At 73.8% G+C, this 14,725-nt stretch carries 14 protein-coding genes; 5 read left to right on the top strand and 9 right to left on the bottom strand.

Annotation, left to right across the window (positions count from 1 at the left end; genetic code table 11):
• From ACFQH9_RS31715 to ACFQH9_RS31690, 6 genes are all read right to left on the bottom strand, one after another.
• On the bottom strand, positions 1-512 hold a 512-nt coding region (locus tag ACFQH9_RS31715; RefSeq protein WP_379572102.1), incomplete at its 3' end, for a hypothetical protein.
• A gap of 20 nt (positions 513-532) precedes the next feature.
• On the bottom strand, positions 533-1,171 hold the full coding sequence (locus tag ACFQH9_RS31710; RefSeq protein ID WP_379572100.1) for a CoxG family protein: 639 nt from the start codon (positions 1,169-1,171) through the stop codon (positions 533-535).
• A 42-nt stretch (positions 1,172-1,213) separates the two neighbouring features.
• Complete coding sequence (locus ACFQH9_RS31705) at positions 1,214-2,074, bottom strand: FAD binding domain-containing protein (protein WP_379572098.1); 861 nt, start codon at positions 2,072-2,074, stop codon at positions 1,214-1,216.
• Positions 2,071-3,165 carry a PEP/pyruvate-binding domain-containing protein gene (locus tag ACFQH9_RS31700; protein ID WP_379572096.1) on the bottom strand — a complete coding sequence of 365 codons (1,095 nt, stop codon included), beginning with the start codon at positions 3,163-3,165 and terminating at the stop codon, positions 2,071-2,073. Before ACFQH9_RS31700 ends, ACFQH9_RS31705 begins: the two co-directional genes overlap by 4 nt.
• Positions 3,162-5,039 (bottom strand): PEP-utilizing enzyme, encoded by a 1,878-nt coding sequence (locus ACFQH9_RS31695; protein WP_379572094.1) that lies wholly within the window; start codon positions 5,037-5,039, stop codon positions 3,162-3,164. The genes ACFQH9_RS31700 and ACFQH9_RS31695 overlap by 4 nt, the downstream gene beginning before the upstream one ends.
• Positions 5,036-5,755, bottom strand: a complete 720-nt coding sequence (locus tag ACFQH9_RS31690; protein ID WP_379572092.1) for an isochorismatase family protein — start codon at positions 5,753-5,755, stop codon at positions 5,036-5,038. Before ACFQH9_RS31690 ends, ACFQH9_RS31695 begins: the two co-directional genes overlap by 4 nt.
• 370 nt (positions 5,756-6,125) lie before the next feature.
• Here ACFQH9_RS31690 and ACFQH9_RS31685 point away from each other — a divergent pair, with 370 nt between their 5' ends.
• A complete protein-coding gene (locus tag ACFQH9_RS31685) occupies positions 6,126-7,577 on the top strand; it encodes a hypothetical protein (RefSeq protein WP_379572090.1) in 1,452 nt (483 codons plus the stop codon).
• Positions 7,578-7,740: 163 nt separating this feature from the next.
• Positions 7,741-8,430 carry a GntR family transcriptional regulator gene (locus tag ACFQH9_RS31680; protein WP_379572088.1) on the top strand — a complete coding sequence of 230 codons (690 nt, stop codon included), beginning with the start codon at positions 7,741-7,743 and terminating at the stop codon, positions 8,428-8,430.
• 617 nt (positions 8,431-9,047) lie between these two features.
• On the opposite strand, the gene ACFQH9_RS31675 is transcribed toward ACFQH9_RS31680, so the two are convergent.
• Positions 9,048-9,701 (bottom strand): CGNR zinc finger domain-containing protein, encoded by a 654-nt coding sequence (locus ACFQH9_RS31675; RefSeq protein ID WP_379572086.1) that lies wholly within the window; start codon positions 9,699-9,701, stop codon positions 9,048-9,050.
• 180 nt (positions 9,702-9,881) lie between these two features.
• Between ACFQH9_RS31675 and ACFQH9_RS31670 the strand changes: the two genes are divergently transcribed.
• Entirely contained in the window at positions 9,882-10,790 is a 909-nt protein-coding gene (locus ACFQH9_RS31670) for a pyridoxamine 5'-phosphate oxidase family protein (protein ID WP_379572084.1), read from the top strand.
• The gene (locus ACFQH9_RS31665; protein ID WP_379572082.1) at positions 10,787-11,071 is read left to right on the top strand and encodes a hypothetical protein; all 285 of its coding nucleotides are present in this window, start codon (positions 10,787-10,789) and stop codon (positions 11,069-11,071) included. The genes ACFQH9_RS31670 and ACFQH9_RS31665 overlap by 4 nt, the downstream gene beginning before the upstream one ends.
• A gap of 309 nt (positions 11,072-11,380) precedes the next feature.
• On the opposite strand, the gene ACFQH9_RS31660 is transcribed toward ACFQH9_RS31665, so the two are convergent.
• Positions 11,381-12,265 (bottom strand): phosphotransferase family protein, encoded by an 885-nt coding sequence (locus ACFQH9_RS31660; protein ID WP_379572080.1) that lies wholly within the window; start codon positions 12,263-12,265, stop codon positions 11,381-11,383.
• A gap of 197 nt (positions 12,266-12,462) precedes the next feature.
• The gene (locus ACFQH9_RS31655; protein WP_379572078.1) at positions 12,463-13,527 is read right to left on the bottom strand and encodes an AraC family transcriptional regulator; all 1,065 of its coding nucleotides are present in this window, start codon (positions 13,525-13,527) and stop codon (positions 12,463-12,465) included.
• Positions 13,528-13,777: 250 nt separating this feature from the next.
• Between ACFQH9_RS31655 and ACFQH9_RS31650 the strand changes: the two genes are divergently transcribed.
• A complete protein-coding gene (locus ACFQH9_RS31650) occupies positions 13,778-14,722 on the top strand; it encodes an alpha/beta hydrolase (protein WP_379572076.1) in 945 nt (314 codons plus the stop codon).
• Positions 14,723-14,725 lie beyond the last annotated feature (3 nt).

Genomic DNA, 14,725 nt, shown 5'->3' with positions numbered 1-14,725 from the left:
CGCACCCGGTCCGCCATGTACCGCAGCTTGCGCTCGGCCTGCGCCCGCGAGCAGACGCCGGACAGGACCCAGTCCCGGGTCAGGCCGGCGAGGGTCTCGAGGAAGGAGAGCGAGTCCGCCGCCTGGACCTCGTCGGCGCCGTCGATCCCGCCGACCTCGTGCAGCCCGACCAGGCGCCGGATCTCCGCGCCGTCGACGGCGGCCGCCACCGGACCGAGGCTCCCGAGCCAGACGGTGACGGCCTCGGCCGAGCGCAGCGAGTGCGCGTACAGGTAGACGGGGTCGTCCCAGCGCTGGTCGGCGTGCCGGAGGACCGGCCCGCCCGGGTACCTCCGCTCGATGTCGTGGGTGAGCGCCGCGATCCGCATCTCGGCGGTCGCCGCGGGCGCGAGGTGGACGAGCCAGTCCCGCGCGCGCACCAGGTGCTCGGCCTGGTCGTACGAGGCGATCCACTCGGCGGCCAGCGCCTCGACCTCGCCCTGTGCCTCGACGCGGGGTGCGGTCCAGGGCATCGGTGCCGTCGTCGCCGCGGTCATCGCCCGCGCCGGTTCTGCCAGACGGCGATCGCGCCGAGCACCGCGGACGCCGCGCTCAGCGCCACGGAGACGATCGTCCAGCGGTCGGGTCCCCGGCGGGCGGGGAGCGCGGGGGCGGCGGCCGGCGCCGGGGCGCGGTCGGCGAAGGCGGCGGTGCCGATCGTGGGGCGCGCGGCCGGCGCGGTGGCGCCGCCCAGGGCGCTCTCCAGGTTGCGCGCGAACGCGGCGGTGACCTTCCCGGCCTGCTTCGCGACGACCTTCTGCCCGACGCTGCCCAGGGCCCCCGCGAGGGCCACGTCGCCGTCGACCGACACGGTCGTGCGGTCCGCCCCCGCGGCCTCCACCTGCACGGTGACGGTCGCCCGGACGTTGCCCATGGCGCCGCGCACGGTCTTGCCGGTCGCCGTGAAGGCGATGAGCTTCTCCGGCACCCGCTCGACGATCTTCACGGTTGCGGCGAAGGTGGCGGACATGGGCCCGACGCTCTGGGTGATCCGGACGTCGATGTCGTCCGGCCCGGTCAGCACCAGGTCCTCGACGCCGGGCACGCAGCCGGCCACCTTCTCGGGGTGCTCGAAGAAGGCCCAGACCGAGGTCAGCGGCTGCGCGACCTCGAATTCCTCACGGAGTTGCATGATCTCACTTCCACCCGCGGACGCCGCCGCGGGCACGTCGGGTCACGGGCGGGGGGCCCGCAGGTCGGTCAGCGCGCGGCGGAGGTGGACCGGCAGCAGGTGGCGCCGGTAGGCCGCGGAGGCGCGCACGTCGGACGGGGGGTCGATGACCTCCGCGGCGGCCGCGGAGGCCGCCTCGAGGTCGGCGTCGGTCAGCCGCGAGCCCTCGAGGGCAGCCGCCGCCGCGGTGGCGAGCACGGGACTGTCGGCGACGCCGCCGAGGGCGATGCGGACGCCGCGCCAGGTGCCGTCGGCGCCCCGGTCGCCCGTCACCACCACGCTGACGACCGCGAAGTCGTTGTGCTTGCGGCAGTACTGGCGGAACGCGAAGTGCTGCGGGTGCCCCGGGAAGTCGACCGCGACGAGCAGCTCGTCCGGTTCGAGCACCGTCGCGTACGAGCCCGTGTACAGCTCGGCGACGGGGATCCGGCGCACGCCGCCCGGCCCGACCACGACGACGGTGGCGTCGAGCACGAGGCAGGCCAGGGGCATCTCGCCGGTCGGGTCACCCTGGACCAGGGACCCGCCGATCGTGCCCCGGTTGCGGACCTGCCGGTCGCCGATGTGGGTCACGATCCGGGAGAGCAGCGGCAGCCGCTCGGCCACCAGCGGCGAGCGCTCGAGGGTCGAGTACCGGACCAGCGCGCCGATCTCTGTGCGCTCGCCGTCGACGCGCAGGTCGTCGAGCTCGTCGATCTCGTTGATGTCGACGAGCGCGTCGGGCCGCCAGAGGCGCATGTTGAGCATGGGCACCAGGCTCTGCCCGCCGGCGAGCACCCGGGCGCCGCCGGCGTGGTCGCGCAGGTGCGCCACGGCCTCGGCGACGGTGGTGGGCCGGTGGTAGGCGAAGCGGGCGGGCTTCACGAGGACCGGTTCCCGGAGGCGACGCCGGTGCCCGAGAACCGGGCCAGCACGTGCCCGACCGCCGACTTCGGCGCGGCCACGAGCTGCTCGGCCCGGCGCTGCGCCCAGACCGTCTCCGGCCGCACCTGCAGGACGAAGACGTCGCCGGCCTCGGAGACCGCCCACTCGATGTCCTGCGGGGCGCCGCGGTGGCGCTCGATCCGCTTGGCCAGCCTGGCCAGCGAGTCGATCTCCTCGTCGGTCAGGCAGGGCAGCTCGTGCCGGTCCTCGGCCACGGGCACCAGACCGACCACGCCGGTCGCCGGATCGAGGCCGTACGCGGACTCCTGCGGGGTCAGCTCACGCCGGACGACCTCGAAGGTCACCTTGTCGACCACGAAGCGGCTCGGCGTGACGCCGCCGCCGACCACCCCCTCCCCCAGGCCCCAGCAGCCCTCGACGACGACCTTGGAGCGGTCCCCGGTCACCGGGTCGAGGGTGAACATGACGCCGGCGGAGCGCGCCTCCACCATCCGCTGCACGCCGACGCAGATACCGTGGTCGGCCAGCACCGCGTCGGCGGTGGCCTCCGGCTTGTAGGTCAGCACGGCCGGGCCGAACATGCCCGCCCAGCACCGCCGGACGTGCGTCAGGACGTCGTCGGCGCCGCGGATCCACAGGAAGGTGTCGTACTGCCCGGCGAAGCTGGCGCCCGCGAGGTCCTCGGACTCGCCGCTGGACCGGACGGCGACCGGCAGGTCGGCGGTCCCGGCCTCCTGCTCGAGCCGGGCGTAGGAGGAGCGGATCGCGTCCTCGAGGGCCGCCGGCACGGCCGCGCCCTCGATCTCCGCGGAGAACTCGGCGCTCAGCTCCTGGACCCGCGCCAGGTCGGCGCCGCGCGCCTCGGCCCGCACCGTGCGGGCGGCGGCCGCCAGCCCCGACTCGGCGAGGAAGTAGCGGTAGGCGGAGGTGGTGACGCCGAACCCGGGCGGCACCGCGAACCCGGCCGCGGTCATCTCGGCGAGGCTGCCGAACTTCCCGCCGAGCAGCGGGCTGGCGACGGCCGCGGGGTCGTCGATCCGGAGGACGAAGGGGGTCTCCGTCGTGGTCATGCGTTCACGTCCTCGAGCACGCGGACGACGCCGTTGCCGCCGTCGACCTCGATGAGCTGTCCGGTCTTGATGGTGGTCGTCGCGAAGCCGGTGCCGACGACGGCCGGGAGGCCGTACTCGCGGCACACGATCGCGGTGTGCGCCATGATGCCGCCGACGTCCGACACCGCGGCCGAGAGCCGGGAGAAGACCGGCGCCCAGCTCGGCGCGGTGATGCGGCAGACCAGGATGTCGCCGTCCTCGACCTCGTGGAGCTGCTCCGGGTCGAGGATCACCCGCGCCCTGCCGATCACCTTCCCCGCGGACGCGGCCACGCCGTTGAGCCGGTTCGGGTCCTGGCCCTCGGAGCCGAGCCACTCCTGCACCGACTCCTGGTTGATACCCCACAGCATCACCGTCAGGGGCTCGGTGATGTACTCCGGCGGCACGCCGAGCGCGGGCTGCGGCGGGTTCGCCTTGAGCACGTCCCGGATGCAGCGCCGGCGCTCCACCTCCGGCCGCCAGTACGTGACGCCCCGCGCCTCCGTCCCGGTCGCCCACCCGATGTTGAGGTCGTAGAGCGCCGAGTAGATCTCGTTGCGGTGCAGGTAGAAGATGTCCTCGCGGTCGTCGAGGAAGCCGTGCGCGACGAACACGTCGCCCAGCTCGCGCACCTTCGACCAGAACATCGAGTGGTGCCAGTGCTCGACGTAGAAGTTGTGGTTCTCCACGAACGGAAAGACCTTGCGCGCCAGCTCGACGAGCCCGTCGAAGGACTCCCGGTCGGCCTCGGTCGGCAGGTAGGTGCGGTACTCCTCGGTGACCCGGACCCGCTCGGCGAGGATGGCCTCGAGCGGGCGGTCGATGTTCTGCCCGTCGAGCAGGTTCTTGAGGTAGCCGCGCAGGGCGGTGAACGGCAGCCGCAGGTCGTCCATCCACGCCCGGTCGCTGTGCTGGTAGCCGGCGCCGGTGGAGAACCAGAACCACGGGTCCTTGGCCTTCTCGAAGGCCTCGATCCAGCGGTCCCCCGAGGGCTGCGCGGCGACCGCGGCGAGGGCGGCCTCCGGGTCCTCGGTACCGAGCAGCGGCGCGGTCAGCCCGAGTTCGACGGCGAGCCGCGCCAGGGCGCGGACCTCGTCGTCCGGCCGGAACAACATGATGTCGATGCCGGAGACCATGCTGGCGATGGTCTGGTCGGTGATCCCGGGGAAGGCCGCCTGGCAGAACTCGCGGAAGGTCAGGTAGGCGCCGTACCCGAGGTTGAGCATCTCGAAGTGGTACGAGCCCATCTCGAACAGGTTGTGGATGAGCTCGCTGTACGTGGTCAGCAGGTCGTAGCTGGAGTACAGGCCGCGGTGGGCGAAGACGGCGGACTCCGGCTCCTTGGCCGGCAGCGGCGCGAAGTGGATGCCCTTCAGCCGCTCGATGCAGTCGGTCGCCTTGGCCACCCACTGCTCGTAGATCTCGTCCCAGTTCTCGTAGTAGTGCCCGGCCCGCACCTCGAAGTCCGCCGCCCGCGCGGCGATCTCGTCGGCGTCGGACACGGCGTTCGGGCTGATGTAGAGGTAGCCGTTGATGATGCGGTGGTCGATCCCGCCCGCCAGCGGGATGGGCCAGACCCGCGTGGACATCTGGCTGACCGCGACCCACCAGTTCTCGGTCATGATCGTGTCGAACGGGTACAGCGGCTCGGGGTTGTGCATCCCGTCGAAGAACCAGAACTTGCCGTCCTCGAACTCCGCCCGCTCCGTGCTGAGCAGCGCGTAGTACGGGTACATGCTCTCCCAGCCCTCGGCGCCCGGCGGCGTGGTGACCGCGAACGGGCTGGCGAAGCGCTTGCCCGGCACCGCCTGGGCGGGCTCGAAGGGCAGGGGATCGGGGCTCGTGCGCGTCATACGGAGACCTCTGACTTCGGCTCGGTGGTGGACGGCGGTGCGGTGTCGGGGCCGCCCGTGCGGTCGCGGTGCGGGGCCGCGGTTCCCGGGCGGGTGAGGTAGTCGAGGACATCGGCGAGGTCGACGACGTCGCCGTACTTCTCGTCGATGTCGAACAGGCTGGCGGCGTGGGGCCCGGCCGCCCGGTCGGCGACGCAGTCCCGCGGCACCAGGGTCGGGAAGCCGTACTGGACCGCGTCCACCACGGTCGCACGGACGCAGCCGCTCGTCGTGGCACCCGTGACGACGAGGGTGTCGACGCCCCGCGAGACGAGGTAGGTGGCCAGACCGGTCCCGAAGAACGCCGACGCCCCGGTCTTGACGACGAGGTGCTCCTCGGGCCGGGGGTCGAGCCGCTCGTCGATCTCGACGAGCCGGCTGCCGGCCGTCAGCGCCGCCATCCCCCGGGCCTTGCGCAGCCAGGTGAGCGTGCCGACCTGCCCCGGGTCGTAGGCGATGGTGGTGAACACGACCGGCGCGCCGGCGGAGCGCGCGCTCTCGAGCAGCCGCGCGGTCGCGAGGACGGGGCCGGTCATGTCCGCGCCCGTCGGGTAGGAGGGATCGGTGAAGCCGTGGCTGAAGTCGACCACCACCACCGCGGGGCGGGCGCCGCGCGGGACGCAGTGACCGAATCCCGCACGGTCGTACACACGGGCCGTCTCTGGCTCGTGGTCCACGAATGCTCCTCTCGCGACTGTCGTCCTTCGGCGGGGAGCGATTGGCATACATGTATACCAGCCGTGCCGAGGCGTCGGCGGGGGCCGAACGACAGGAAGCTTGCCTCACCGAGGGGCCCGAAGGGAAGCCTCCGGCGCCAGGAAACCTGATCGGCAACGGCGGCAACACGCTCGTTACGCGACGCATCGTCGCAGCTCAGGGCCGACACACCCGCCTCTTGTCTGCCGATGGCATACCGGTATACGTTCCGTGCCGCGGTGCATCACCCCGGCTGCACGTCCGGGCCGATCACGTCCGCACCGCCGACGCTCGTCGCTCCTCCCCCGCTGCGGGTCCGTAGCACTCGGCACTCCTCGACCGGAGATCCTCATGCCGCAATTCCCCGAGCAGGCGTCCACCAACTGGATCCTCTCCACCTTCGTCTACACCGTGGGGGCCGTCGCGGTCCTGCTCGTCGTCGTCGGCCTCGTGTTCATCGACGTCGGGCTCGTCCGGCGCCGCAACGTCCTCGACACGGCACTGCAGAAGATCGGGGCCGCGATGGTCGGCGGGCTCGGCACCCTGCTCGTCGGCTACCCGATCTGGCAGTGGCAGTTCGACCAGGCCTTCGGCGTCCCCGATCCGTTCCTGCAGGCGATGCGGGACTGGTGGCTGGGCGGCGCCTTCACCACGACGGCCTCCCGGCACATCGACCCCTCGGCGCTGCCCGAAGCGGACGTCCTGCAGATCTTCCTGGTCTTCTTCGTGACCTTCACGATGGCGACCGTCGCGCTCATCCACACCGGGGTCGTCGAACGCATCAAGGCGGTCCCGCTCTACGTGATGTCCTTCGTCGTCGGCGCGGTGCTCTCGCCCCTCGTGGGCTACCTGTGCTGGGGCTCGCTCTCGCCGCTCACCCTGCGGGGCACGCACGACTTCGACGGCGTGTTCCCGCTCTACGTCACCGCCGGGACCTTCGTGCTCGTGCTGGCCTGGCGCGTCGGCCCCCGGCTCGGGGCCTTCGGCGGCGTCCACCGCACCGGCGCGCGGCCCGCCGCCCAGAACCTGTCCTTCGTGGGCATCGGGACGCTGCTGATCCTGCTCGCGCTGCCGTTCGTCACCCTCGGCAGCGGCTACATCGTCCCCGACGTCGGCTTCTTCGGGATCTCGTTCACCGAGAGCGGGATGGGTGTGGTGATCATCAACCTGGTCGCGGCGATCCTCGGCGGCGCCGTCGTCGGCCTGCTCCTCGCCCACCGTCGTCACGAGCCCACCTGGGCCTTCCTCGGGCCGATCTCCGGCGTGGTGATCACCGGGACCCTGCTCGACATCGGCAACGCCTGGCAGTGCCTCCTGATCGGCGCCCTCGGCCCGCTCGTCGGGCTGGGCACCGCGAGCCTCCTGCGCCGGATCCGCATCGACGACCCGAAGGTCGTGCCGCTCGCCCTCGGGCCCGGCGCGGTCGGCGCGGTGCTCACCGGATTCCTCGGGTGGGGCACCCGGACCGGCGGCTACATCGGACTCGAGGGGCCGTACGCGGTGGGCGTCGCCCACATCACCCCGTGGTGGCAGCTCGCCGGCGTCGGGGCGACGATGCTGGTCGCGGGCGTCCCGGCCTTCCTGATGTGCCTGGTCTTCGAGAGGTTCGGCGGACTCCGCGCGGACGCCGCCGAGGAGGTCGTCGGCTTGGACCGGGCACGGTGGGGCGTCGAGAACTCCTCGGACGACCTCGACGCGGCCGCCGCGCCGACCGCCGCCCCGGCGGGAGCCGAGCCGGCCCTCCCGGCGGCAAGCCCACTGCCGGCCGGGCACGGGGAGTCCGCCACGATCACCTCGGTGTGACCACGCGCTCCGTGGCGCCGGCCGTCGTGGCCGGTGCCACGGAGGGCCACGGCCGACGGGCCGACCCGTATCATTCGGCGACCAGGCCCACCGCGGTGATCCGTGGCCGTGGGAGGGAGCCGGCGGGCGTCCGTGGGGGACCGCTCAGGATGGAGACCGGTACATGCAGCTCGTGGGGCGGAACGCCGTGCCCCTGGCGCAGCGCACGAGCGAGGGCGTCGCCCGGGTGCTGCGCGAGGAGATCTTCGCCGGGACCCTCAAGCCGGGGGAACCACTGCCGGAACGCGCCCTGGCGGAGAGCCTGGGCGTGAGTCGCACGCCCGTCCGCGAAGCGCTGTTCACCCTGCAGAGCGAGGGCCTGGTCGAGCTCACCCCGAACCGGGGCGCCACCGTCCGCACGATCACCTCGCGCGACATCCTGCAGATCTACTCGCTGCGGGCCGTCCTCGAGGCCTACGCGGCGGGCGAGGCGGCGCGCACCCGCACCCGCGAGGACCTCGACGCCCTGCTCGACGCCCAGGCCAAGCTCGAGCGCGTCGGGGCCTCCGGCACGCCCGGGGAGCAGGCCCTCGCGGACCTGGCCTTCCACAAGCTGATCAGCGACGCCACCGGGAGCAGGCTGCTGCAGTCCGTCATGGGTCAGGTGCTCGCCTTCACCGTGAGCTACCGCTCCCGGTACGCCTACCCGGCCGAGCAGTCGGCGCTCGCCGTCGAGCAGCACCGCGGGATCCTCGACGCGCTGCGCGCCCAGGACGGTCCGCTGGCCGAGCGGCTGATGCGGGAGCACGTCGAGTCGTCGAGGGCGTTCGCGCTCGAGCACTTCGACGAGAGCGAGCACGCCGTCGTCCCCTGACGCGCCGATCTCCCCCGCGCACCGAGAGGCGCCGCCGTGACCGACCGGACCTGGCTGCCCGCCGAGGTCGTCCTCCCCCGCACGTCCCGCTGACCGCGACGGGGCTGCACCTGCGTCCGATCCGGCTCGACCCCGGCACGCCCTGAGCGGACACGCCGGGTGTTCATCGGCCCGCCATCTCGGAAGGTGGCGCCGGCCCGCCTCCGACGGGCACAAAGGAGGGGTGCGTGTACCGATCCCGTGGGAGACGCGGGCCGAGGCCGTGGCGCTCCTGTCGACCGCCCGTCGACCCGCCGGGAGGCTCGGCGTCGTCCCTCCGGACACCGTCCGGCAGGTGGGCGGGGTCGGGCTGCGCGCGATCCGGGTGGCCGCCCGCATGGTCGGCCCGCTGATCGTCGGCGGCGTGCAGGTCTCGGTGGCGCTCGCCTGGGCCTGGGCCGAGACCTGCCGCGCCTTGCGCACCCTTCGCAGGGCCCGACGGAGCGGCGGTCTCCGCCGCCACGCCGGGCCGGGGATGCGTGTGGTGCGGCTACGGGCACACCCGTCACGCGGTCCGGGTCCACAGCGACGAGGTGGCCCTCCGGCTCTCCGAGCGGATCACCGCCTAGCAGCGGTACTCATGCCATGCCCGCGGGCCGGCCGTGGTGGCGCCGGTAGTGGCGGGCGACGCGGGCGCGGTTGCCGCAGGCCGCCGAGCACCAACCCCGGCGCGGGTGCTGCTTGACGAAGTAGAGCACGCAGCCGGGGGCCAGGCAGGCGCGGAGCCCGGCGGTGCGCCCACCGGCGAACAGGGCGACCGCCCCTTCGGCCAGGGCGGCGAGCAGGACCTGTCCGGGGGCGGCGGCGCTGTGCAGCTCGCGGCGCGGCTCGCCGCCCTCGGCCCATCGCAGGCCCGACCACATCGGTGCAGCGGCGCAGGCGAGGTCGAGCACCCGCAGCGCCTCGGCGCGGCCGGGAGTGGCGGACTCCGCGGCGGGGCGGGGATCGTCCGTGGCCTCGGCGGCGAGCCGGCGCACCGCGTCCCGGAGCAGGCGCACCTGCTCCACGGCCGGAGCAATGTCGTCGGGCCACGGCTCCCCCAGCCAGGCGGGCACGGCGGGCGGCGCCGGCGGGAGCCGATCACGGACCGCCCGGAGCCAGGCGAGGCCCTGCTCCGGCATGGCGAGTGCGTCGTGGACGCCGTCCCGGTCGGCCCACACGGTGTTCATCAGCTCGACGGGCAACGGCTCTCCGAGGAGCGGCGCCGAGGTGCCGGTCCCGTCCCGATCCATCCCGGCACCCTACCGTCCTAATGCCTGAACGGACGCCATCCATTGCATCGACGGCCCGGTCATGTCACTCTCCCTAACGGGAGCGAGTGCCGGACTCATTAGTCCGACGGGTTCTCTGCACCGCGCCACCGCGTCGTGGACGTGTCCCGGAGCGGTCCGACCACGAGGAGGGGACGCCCCGTGAACGACCTGTCCGGGTTTCACGCCGGTGAGCTCGCCGTGCAGCAGCGCGCCGGCGTCGGCGCCGCCGCGGCGCGGCTCGCCGGGATGCTCGAGCCCCCCGACCTCGGCCGCGGTGCCGGGCGCTTCCTCGCCGAGCGGACCTTCGCCGCCCTCACCGCCCACGACCGGGGAGGCCGGTTGTGGATCACCCCCGTGACCGGGCCGCCCGGCTTCCTCGAGGCCATCGGCCTGGCGGACCTGCGGGTGCACACCATGCTCGCCGTGGGCGACCCGCTGCACGATCTCCCTCCGGGACAGCAGGTCGGCATGCTCGCCGTCGAGTTCGCCCGCCGGCGTCGGATCCGGGTCAACGGCACCCTCACCGCCGCCGACCGCGACGGGCTCACCATCCGGGTGGACCAGGCGTACGGCAACTGCCCCTCGTACATCCGGCCGCGCACCCTCGAGCCGGCCGGTCCCGAGGCCGTCGTGCCCGTGGTCCGCCACGGAGACGCCCTGACAGCGGCCGATGTGGACCTCGTACGCCGGACGGACACGTTCCTGCTCGGGACGACGCATCCCGACCGGGGCGCGGACGCCTCGCACCGAGGCGGTCCTGCCGGGTTCCTCCGGGTGACGGACGAGCGGACACTGTGGTGGCCCGACTACCCGGGCAACAACATGTTCAACAGCCTGGGCAACCTCGCCGTCGACCCGGCCGCCGCGCTCCTCGTCGTCGACTTCGCCACCGGCGACACCCTGCACCTGTCCGGGACCGCGCAGGTGGACTGGACCGCCACCGGCGCCGACGACGAGGGCGGGACCGGTCGGCGCGTGCGCTTCGCCGTCGAGGCCCTGGTGGCGGGCCCACCGATTGCGCTGCGGGCGGGCGACGAGCCGCGGGGTCGGGCACGATCACGTCCGTGACCGAGCCCGAGGACGGCGAGCCGATCGACGAGGTGCTCGCCCAGGCCGAGCAGGACGCCCTGTACGCCGCGGTGGTCGACCCGCAGGCCTCGGACCAGGTCCGCCGGATCATCTCCTGGCTGCTCGACGAGCACGGCCCGGCGGCGGTGGTCGCCTTCACCGAGGCCCTCGTGTTCGACCTGGCGGCGGCGATGGAGGCGATCGGTTCGCTCGAGGGACGGGACACCGTCGCGGTCATCGACGCCTGGTTCCACGACCAGGAGATGCCGCCCGAGCCGTAGCCGCGTCGGCACCCTGCTCCCCCGGCGTTCGGAGGGGGTCGGGGTGGACCCGCGCCGTGCAGCTGAACGCGCTCGGGTCGTGGCCGGCCACCGTGGACGAGGCCGCCGCGATGCAGGACGCGCTCCGTCCGCTCGTCGACACGACCGGCCCCCGGGCCCGCGCCCGGGGAGATCAGGACCGGCGCCGGCCTGGACGTCGCCTCCGTCGAGGGCGACGATCGTGTCGCCGCCGCCGTGATCGTGCTCGACGCGGCGTCGCTGCGGCCCGTCGACTCCACACCACCTCCCGACGGCCGTGGCGCGATCGGTTCAGAACAGCCACGGCAGGGCCTCCAGACTCTTGACCGCGTAGCGCTCCTGTCCGGGTTGCAGGCCGTGGGCGAGATCCTCGAGCAGGGTGCACCGGGCGTAGAACACCGCCCGCCGCCGCAGCGTCTCGCCGTCGTCGGCCCCGGACGCGGCCAGCGCGCGATCGAGGGCGACCGACCCGAGGTCGCGCAGGATCCGCCCCAGGTCGACCGCGGGGTCGGTGATCGCCGCATCGCTCCAGTCGATGATCCCCGTGACCCGGCCGTCCTCGACGAGCACGTGCTCGATACCCAGGTCGTTGTGGCTGAGGACCCGCCGTGCGGGAGCGGGCGCCGGCGGCCCGGCGAGGAACCGCTCCACGTCGGCCCGGGCGCCGGTGGGGATCTCGCCGCGGACGGCCCGGTAGGTCTCGGCGGCCTCGTCCAGCCAGGCGCGCGGCGCGACGTCGTCGAGCTGCACCCGTCCGTCCAGCCGCGCGAGCGGTACGGCCTGGAGGGCGGCGAGCACCCCACCCAGCTCCGCCCCCACCTCGGCCGCGCACCCGGCGCGTTCCGCGGCGGGTCGATCGAGCAGCGGGACGCCGGGCAGCCGGCCGAGCGCCAGGCAACCCTGCTGCGGCACGACGAGCCGGACCGGCGGCACCGGTACGGGACAGACCGTGGCGACGAGCTCCAACACCCAAGCCTCGCGCACCACCGCGGCCGCGCGGGCCGCGGGATCGGGGTCGCGGTCGTACCGGACGACGAGGGCGCCGTCGACCGCGTACGCATCGTGGTCCAGGCCCGAGCCGAGCGGGGTCACCGCCTCGGGCCGCAGCCCCGGCAGATGCCGGGCGAGCTGCGCCGCCACCTCGGCCGCGCCCTCGGGCACCTGCGCCGCACTCACGGCCGGCGTCCGCGGCTCATCGGACGCCCCCTCCCAGGAATGGCTGCGGGGCGCGCCACGCCCCGCCGCCGAGGTGCGCAGTCCACTCTAGAGCAGGTGCTCGCCGAGGAGCGGGAACGCCGCCTCCACGTCGAGCGGGACCTCACCGTCCTCGAAGGACGCCGGGCACCGGGACCGGACACCGGCGCGGTGTCGATCTAGGCGCTCGTCCGCCCCTGCCAGCGGCGACGCGCACGCAGGTAGCTCGACCAGTCCCGGTACCCCAGCCGCCGGGCGATCTCGCCCCGGGGGACGGACGGGGTCCGCAGCAGCTCCTCGGCGACCGTCCAGCGCACCTCGTCCAGGATCGCCCGGAAGCTCGTGCCCTCCTGCGCGAGGCGCCGCCGCAGCGTCCGCGGCGGGTAGTGCAGGCACTCCGCGATCTCCTCGAGCCCGACGTCGAGGGACTCGCGACTCCACAGCTCGGCGCGGACCCGGGCGGCGATGCCGGTCCGGTGCAGGCGCTCGGTGCGGATGCGCTCGCACTGCTGGATCATCATCGCGGCGGTGTGCGGGCTGGCCATCGGCAGCGGCTCGTCGAGGAACCCGGGGTCGTACACCAGCTCCGTGCGGGCGTGCCCGCCGCTGACCGGCACGGCGAAGTGCTCGGCGAACACCGGCGGCAGCGGCCCGCGCTCGATGTCGTCCGCCAGCCGGACCTCGCGCAGCGGGAACCGCCGCGGCCACGGCAGCAGCTCGCGCTGCAGCTGGACCGCGGCCGCGAGGTCCCGCTCCACGACGAAGCGCCGGATGTCGAGGGGCACGTCGTCGGCCGCCAGGTCCTGCACCACCGACGGCACATCCGTCTCGTAGACGCTCATCGTGGAGAAGGCGAAGGTCAGCGGCGCGTAGCGCAACCCGTGCCGCATGGTCTCCCGCACCGAGGAGCAGGAGGCGAGCAGGAAGCCGTAGTAGCCGTAGGCGGTGAGGTGGTAGAGCCGGCCGATCTCCACCCCCAGGCCCGGGCGGTCGCCGACGGTGCGCAGCAGGGCGCGGATCACCGCGATCTCCTGCCGGGCCTCGATCAGCTGCTCCGGGTCCGCCAGGAGCGCGGGCGGGATGTGCGAGCCCCGCAGCAGCGTCTCGGCCGGCACGCCCGCCACCGCGGCCCACTCGCAGAGGATGGAGACCCCGACCATCGTGCGCGGGTGGTCCCAGGAGTCCGTCATCGCGGCGACGACGCGGGGCGACGGCGTGCTGTCCCACCGGGGAACCGCCGTCATCGATGACCGCCTCCGTTGCTGCCTGGCGCCCTCGCCGCGCACCCCGAGTCTGTCACGAGCCCTGCCGCGGGCAAACGACTGCATTACGCCGCCCGGACGAGTGCTGGCCGGAACGGCCCCGATGTGGCCCCGTCTGCGCTGTCCGTGCTCCTCGGGCCGACCTACCGTGGGGCCCGCATCCGTGACGGGCGTCATAGGAGTCCCCGACACGGACGATGCGTTGTGTCCGAACTCGAAGAGGAGAAGGTGCATGCCGCTCGAGCCGGCGTCACAGGCGCTGCTGGCCCAACTCGCGGAAGCAGGCGGACCCGCGATCCACGAGTCGACCCCCGCCGTGGCCAGGCTGAACGGCCCGGTGATGGCGGGGCTCAGCGGGCGCGGTCCCGAGGTGGCCGCGGTCCGCGACCTCAAGCTCGACGGCGAGGGCGGCCGGTTCCGGGTCCGCGTGTTGACCCCGTTCGGCGAGCCGCAGGGGATCGTCGTCTACTTCCACGGCGGCGGCTGGGTGCTCGGGGACATCGACCTGCAGTACGACCACATCGGACGCCGGCTGGCCGAGCTGACCCGGTCCGTGGTCGTCCTGGTCAACTACCGCAAGGCCCCGGAGCACCCCTTCCCGACCGCCGTCGAGGACAGCTGGACCGGCCTCGGCTGGGTGGCCGAGCACGCCGCCGAGCTGGCGCCCGCGGGCGTGCCGCTCGTCGTCGCCGGGGACAGCGCGGGCGGGAACATCGCCGCGGTCATGACGCTGCGGGCGCGGGAGCGGGGCGGGCCCGCGATCGGGTACCAGGCCCTGGTCTACCCCGTGACCGACTGCGACCTCACCACCCCCTCGTACCAGGCGCCGGAGAACCAGCTGCTGCTGAACCGCGACACCATGGCCTGGTTCTGGGACCACTACCTCCCGGACCCGTCCGCCCGGACGAACCCGGACGCCTCGCCACTGCGGGCGCCGAGCCACGCCGGGCTGCCGCCCGCGCTCGTGGTGGTCGCCGAGTTCGACCCGCTGCACGACGAGGGCGTCGCCTACGCCGAGGCCCTCCGGGGTGCAGGCGTGCCCGTCGTGCTCGAGGAGGCCGAGGGCGAGATGCACGCCTACTTCCAGATGATCGACATCCTGCCGGGGGCCGAGACCGGCCTCAAGCTCGTCGCGGGCCACATCGCGGCGTTCCTCGAGTCGGGCCGGGAGGGCTGAGCA

Origin of the sequence: Pseudonocardia lutea (assembly GCF_042658055.1) — a bacterium.
In the GTDB taxonomy this organism is placed as follows: Bacteria; Actinomycetota; Actinomycetes; order Mycobacteriales; family Pseudonocardiaceae; genus Pseudonocardia; species Pseudonocardia lutea.
The sequence above is the reverse complement of the archived record's forward strand: the minus strand, read 5'-3'. Positions and strand labels throughout refer to the sequence as shown.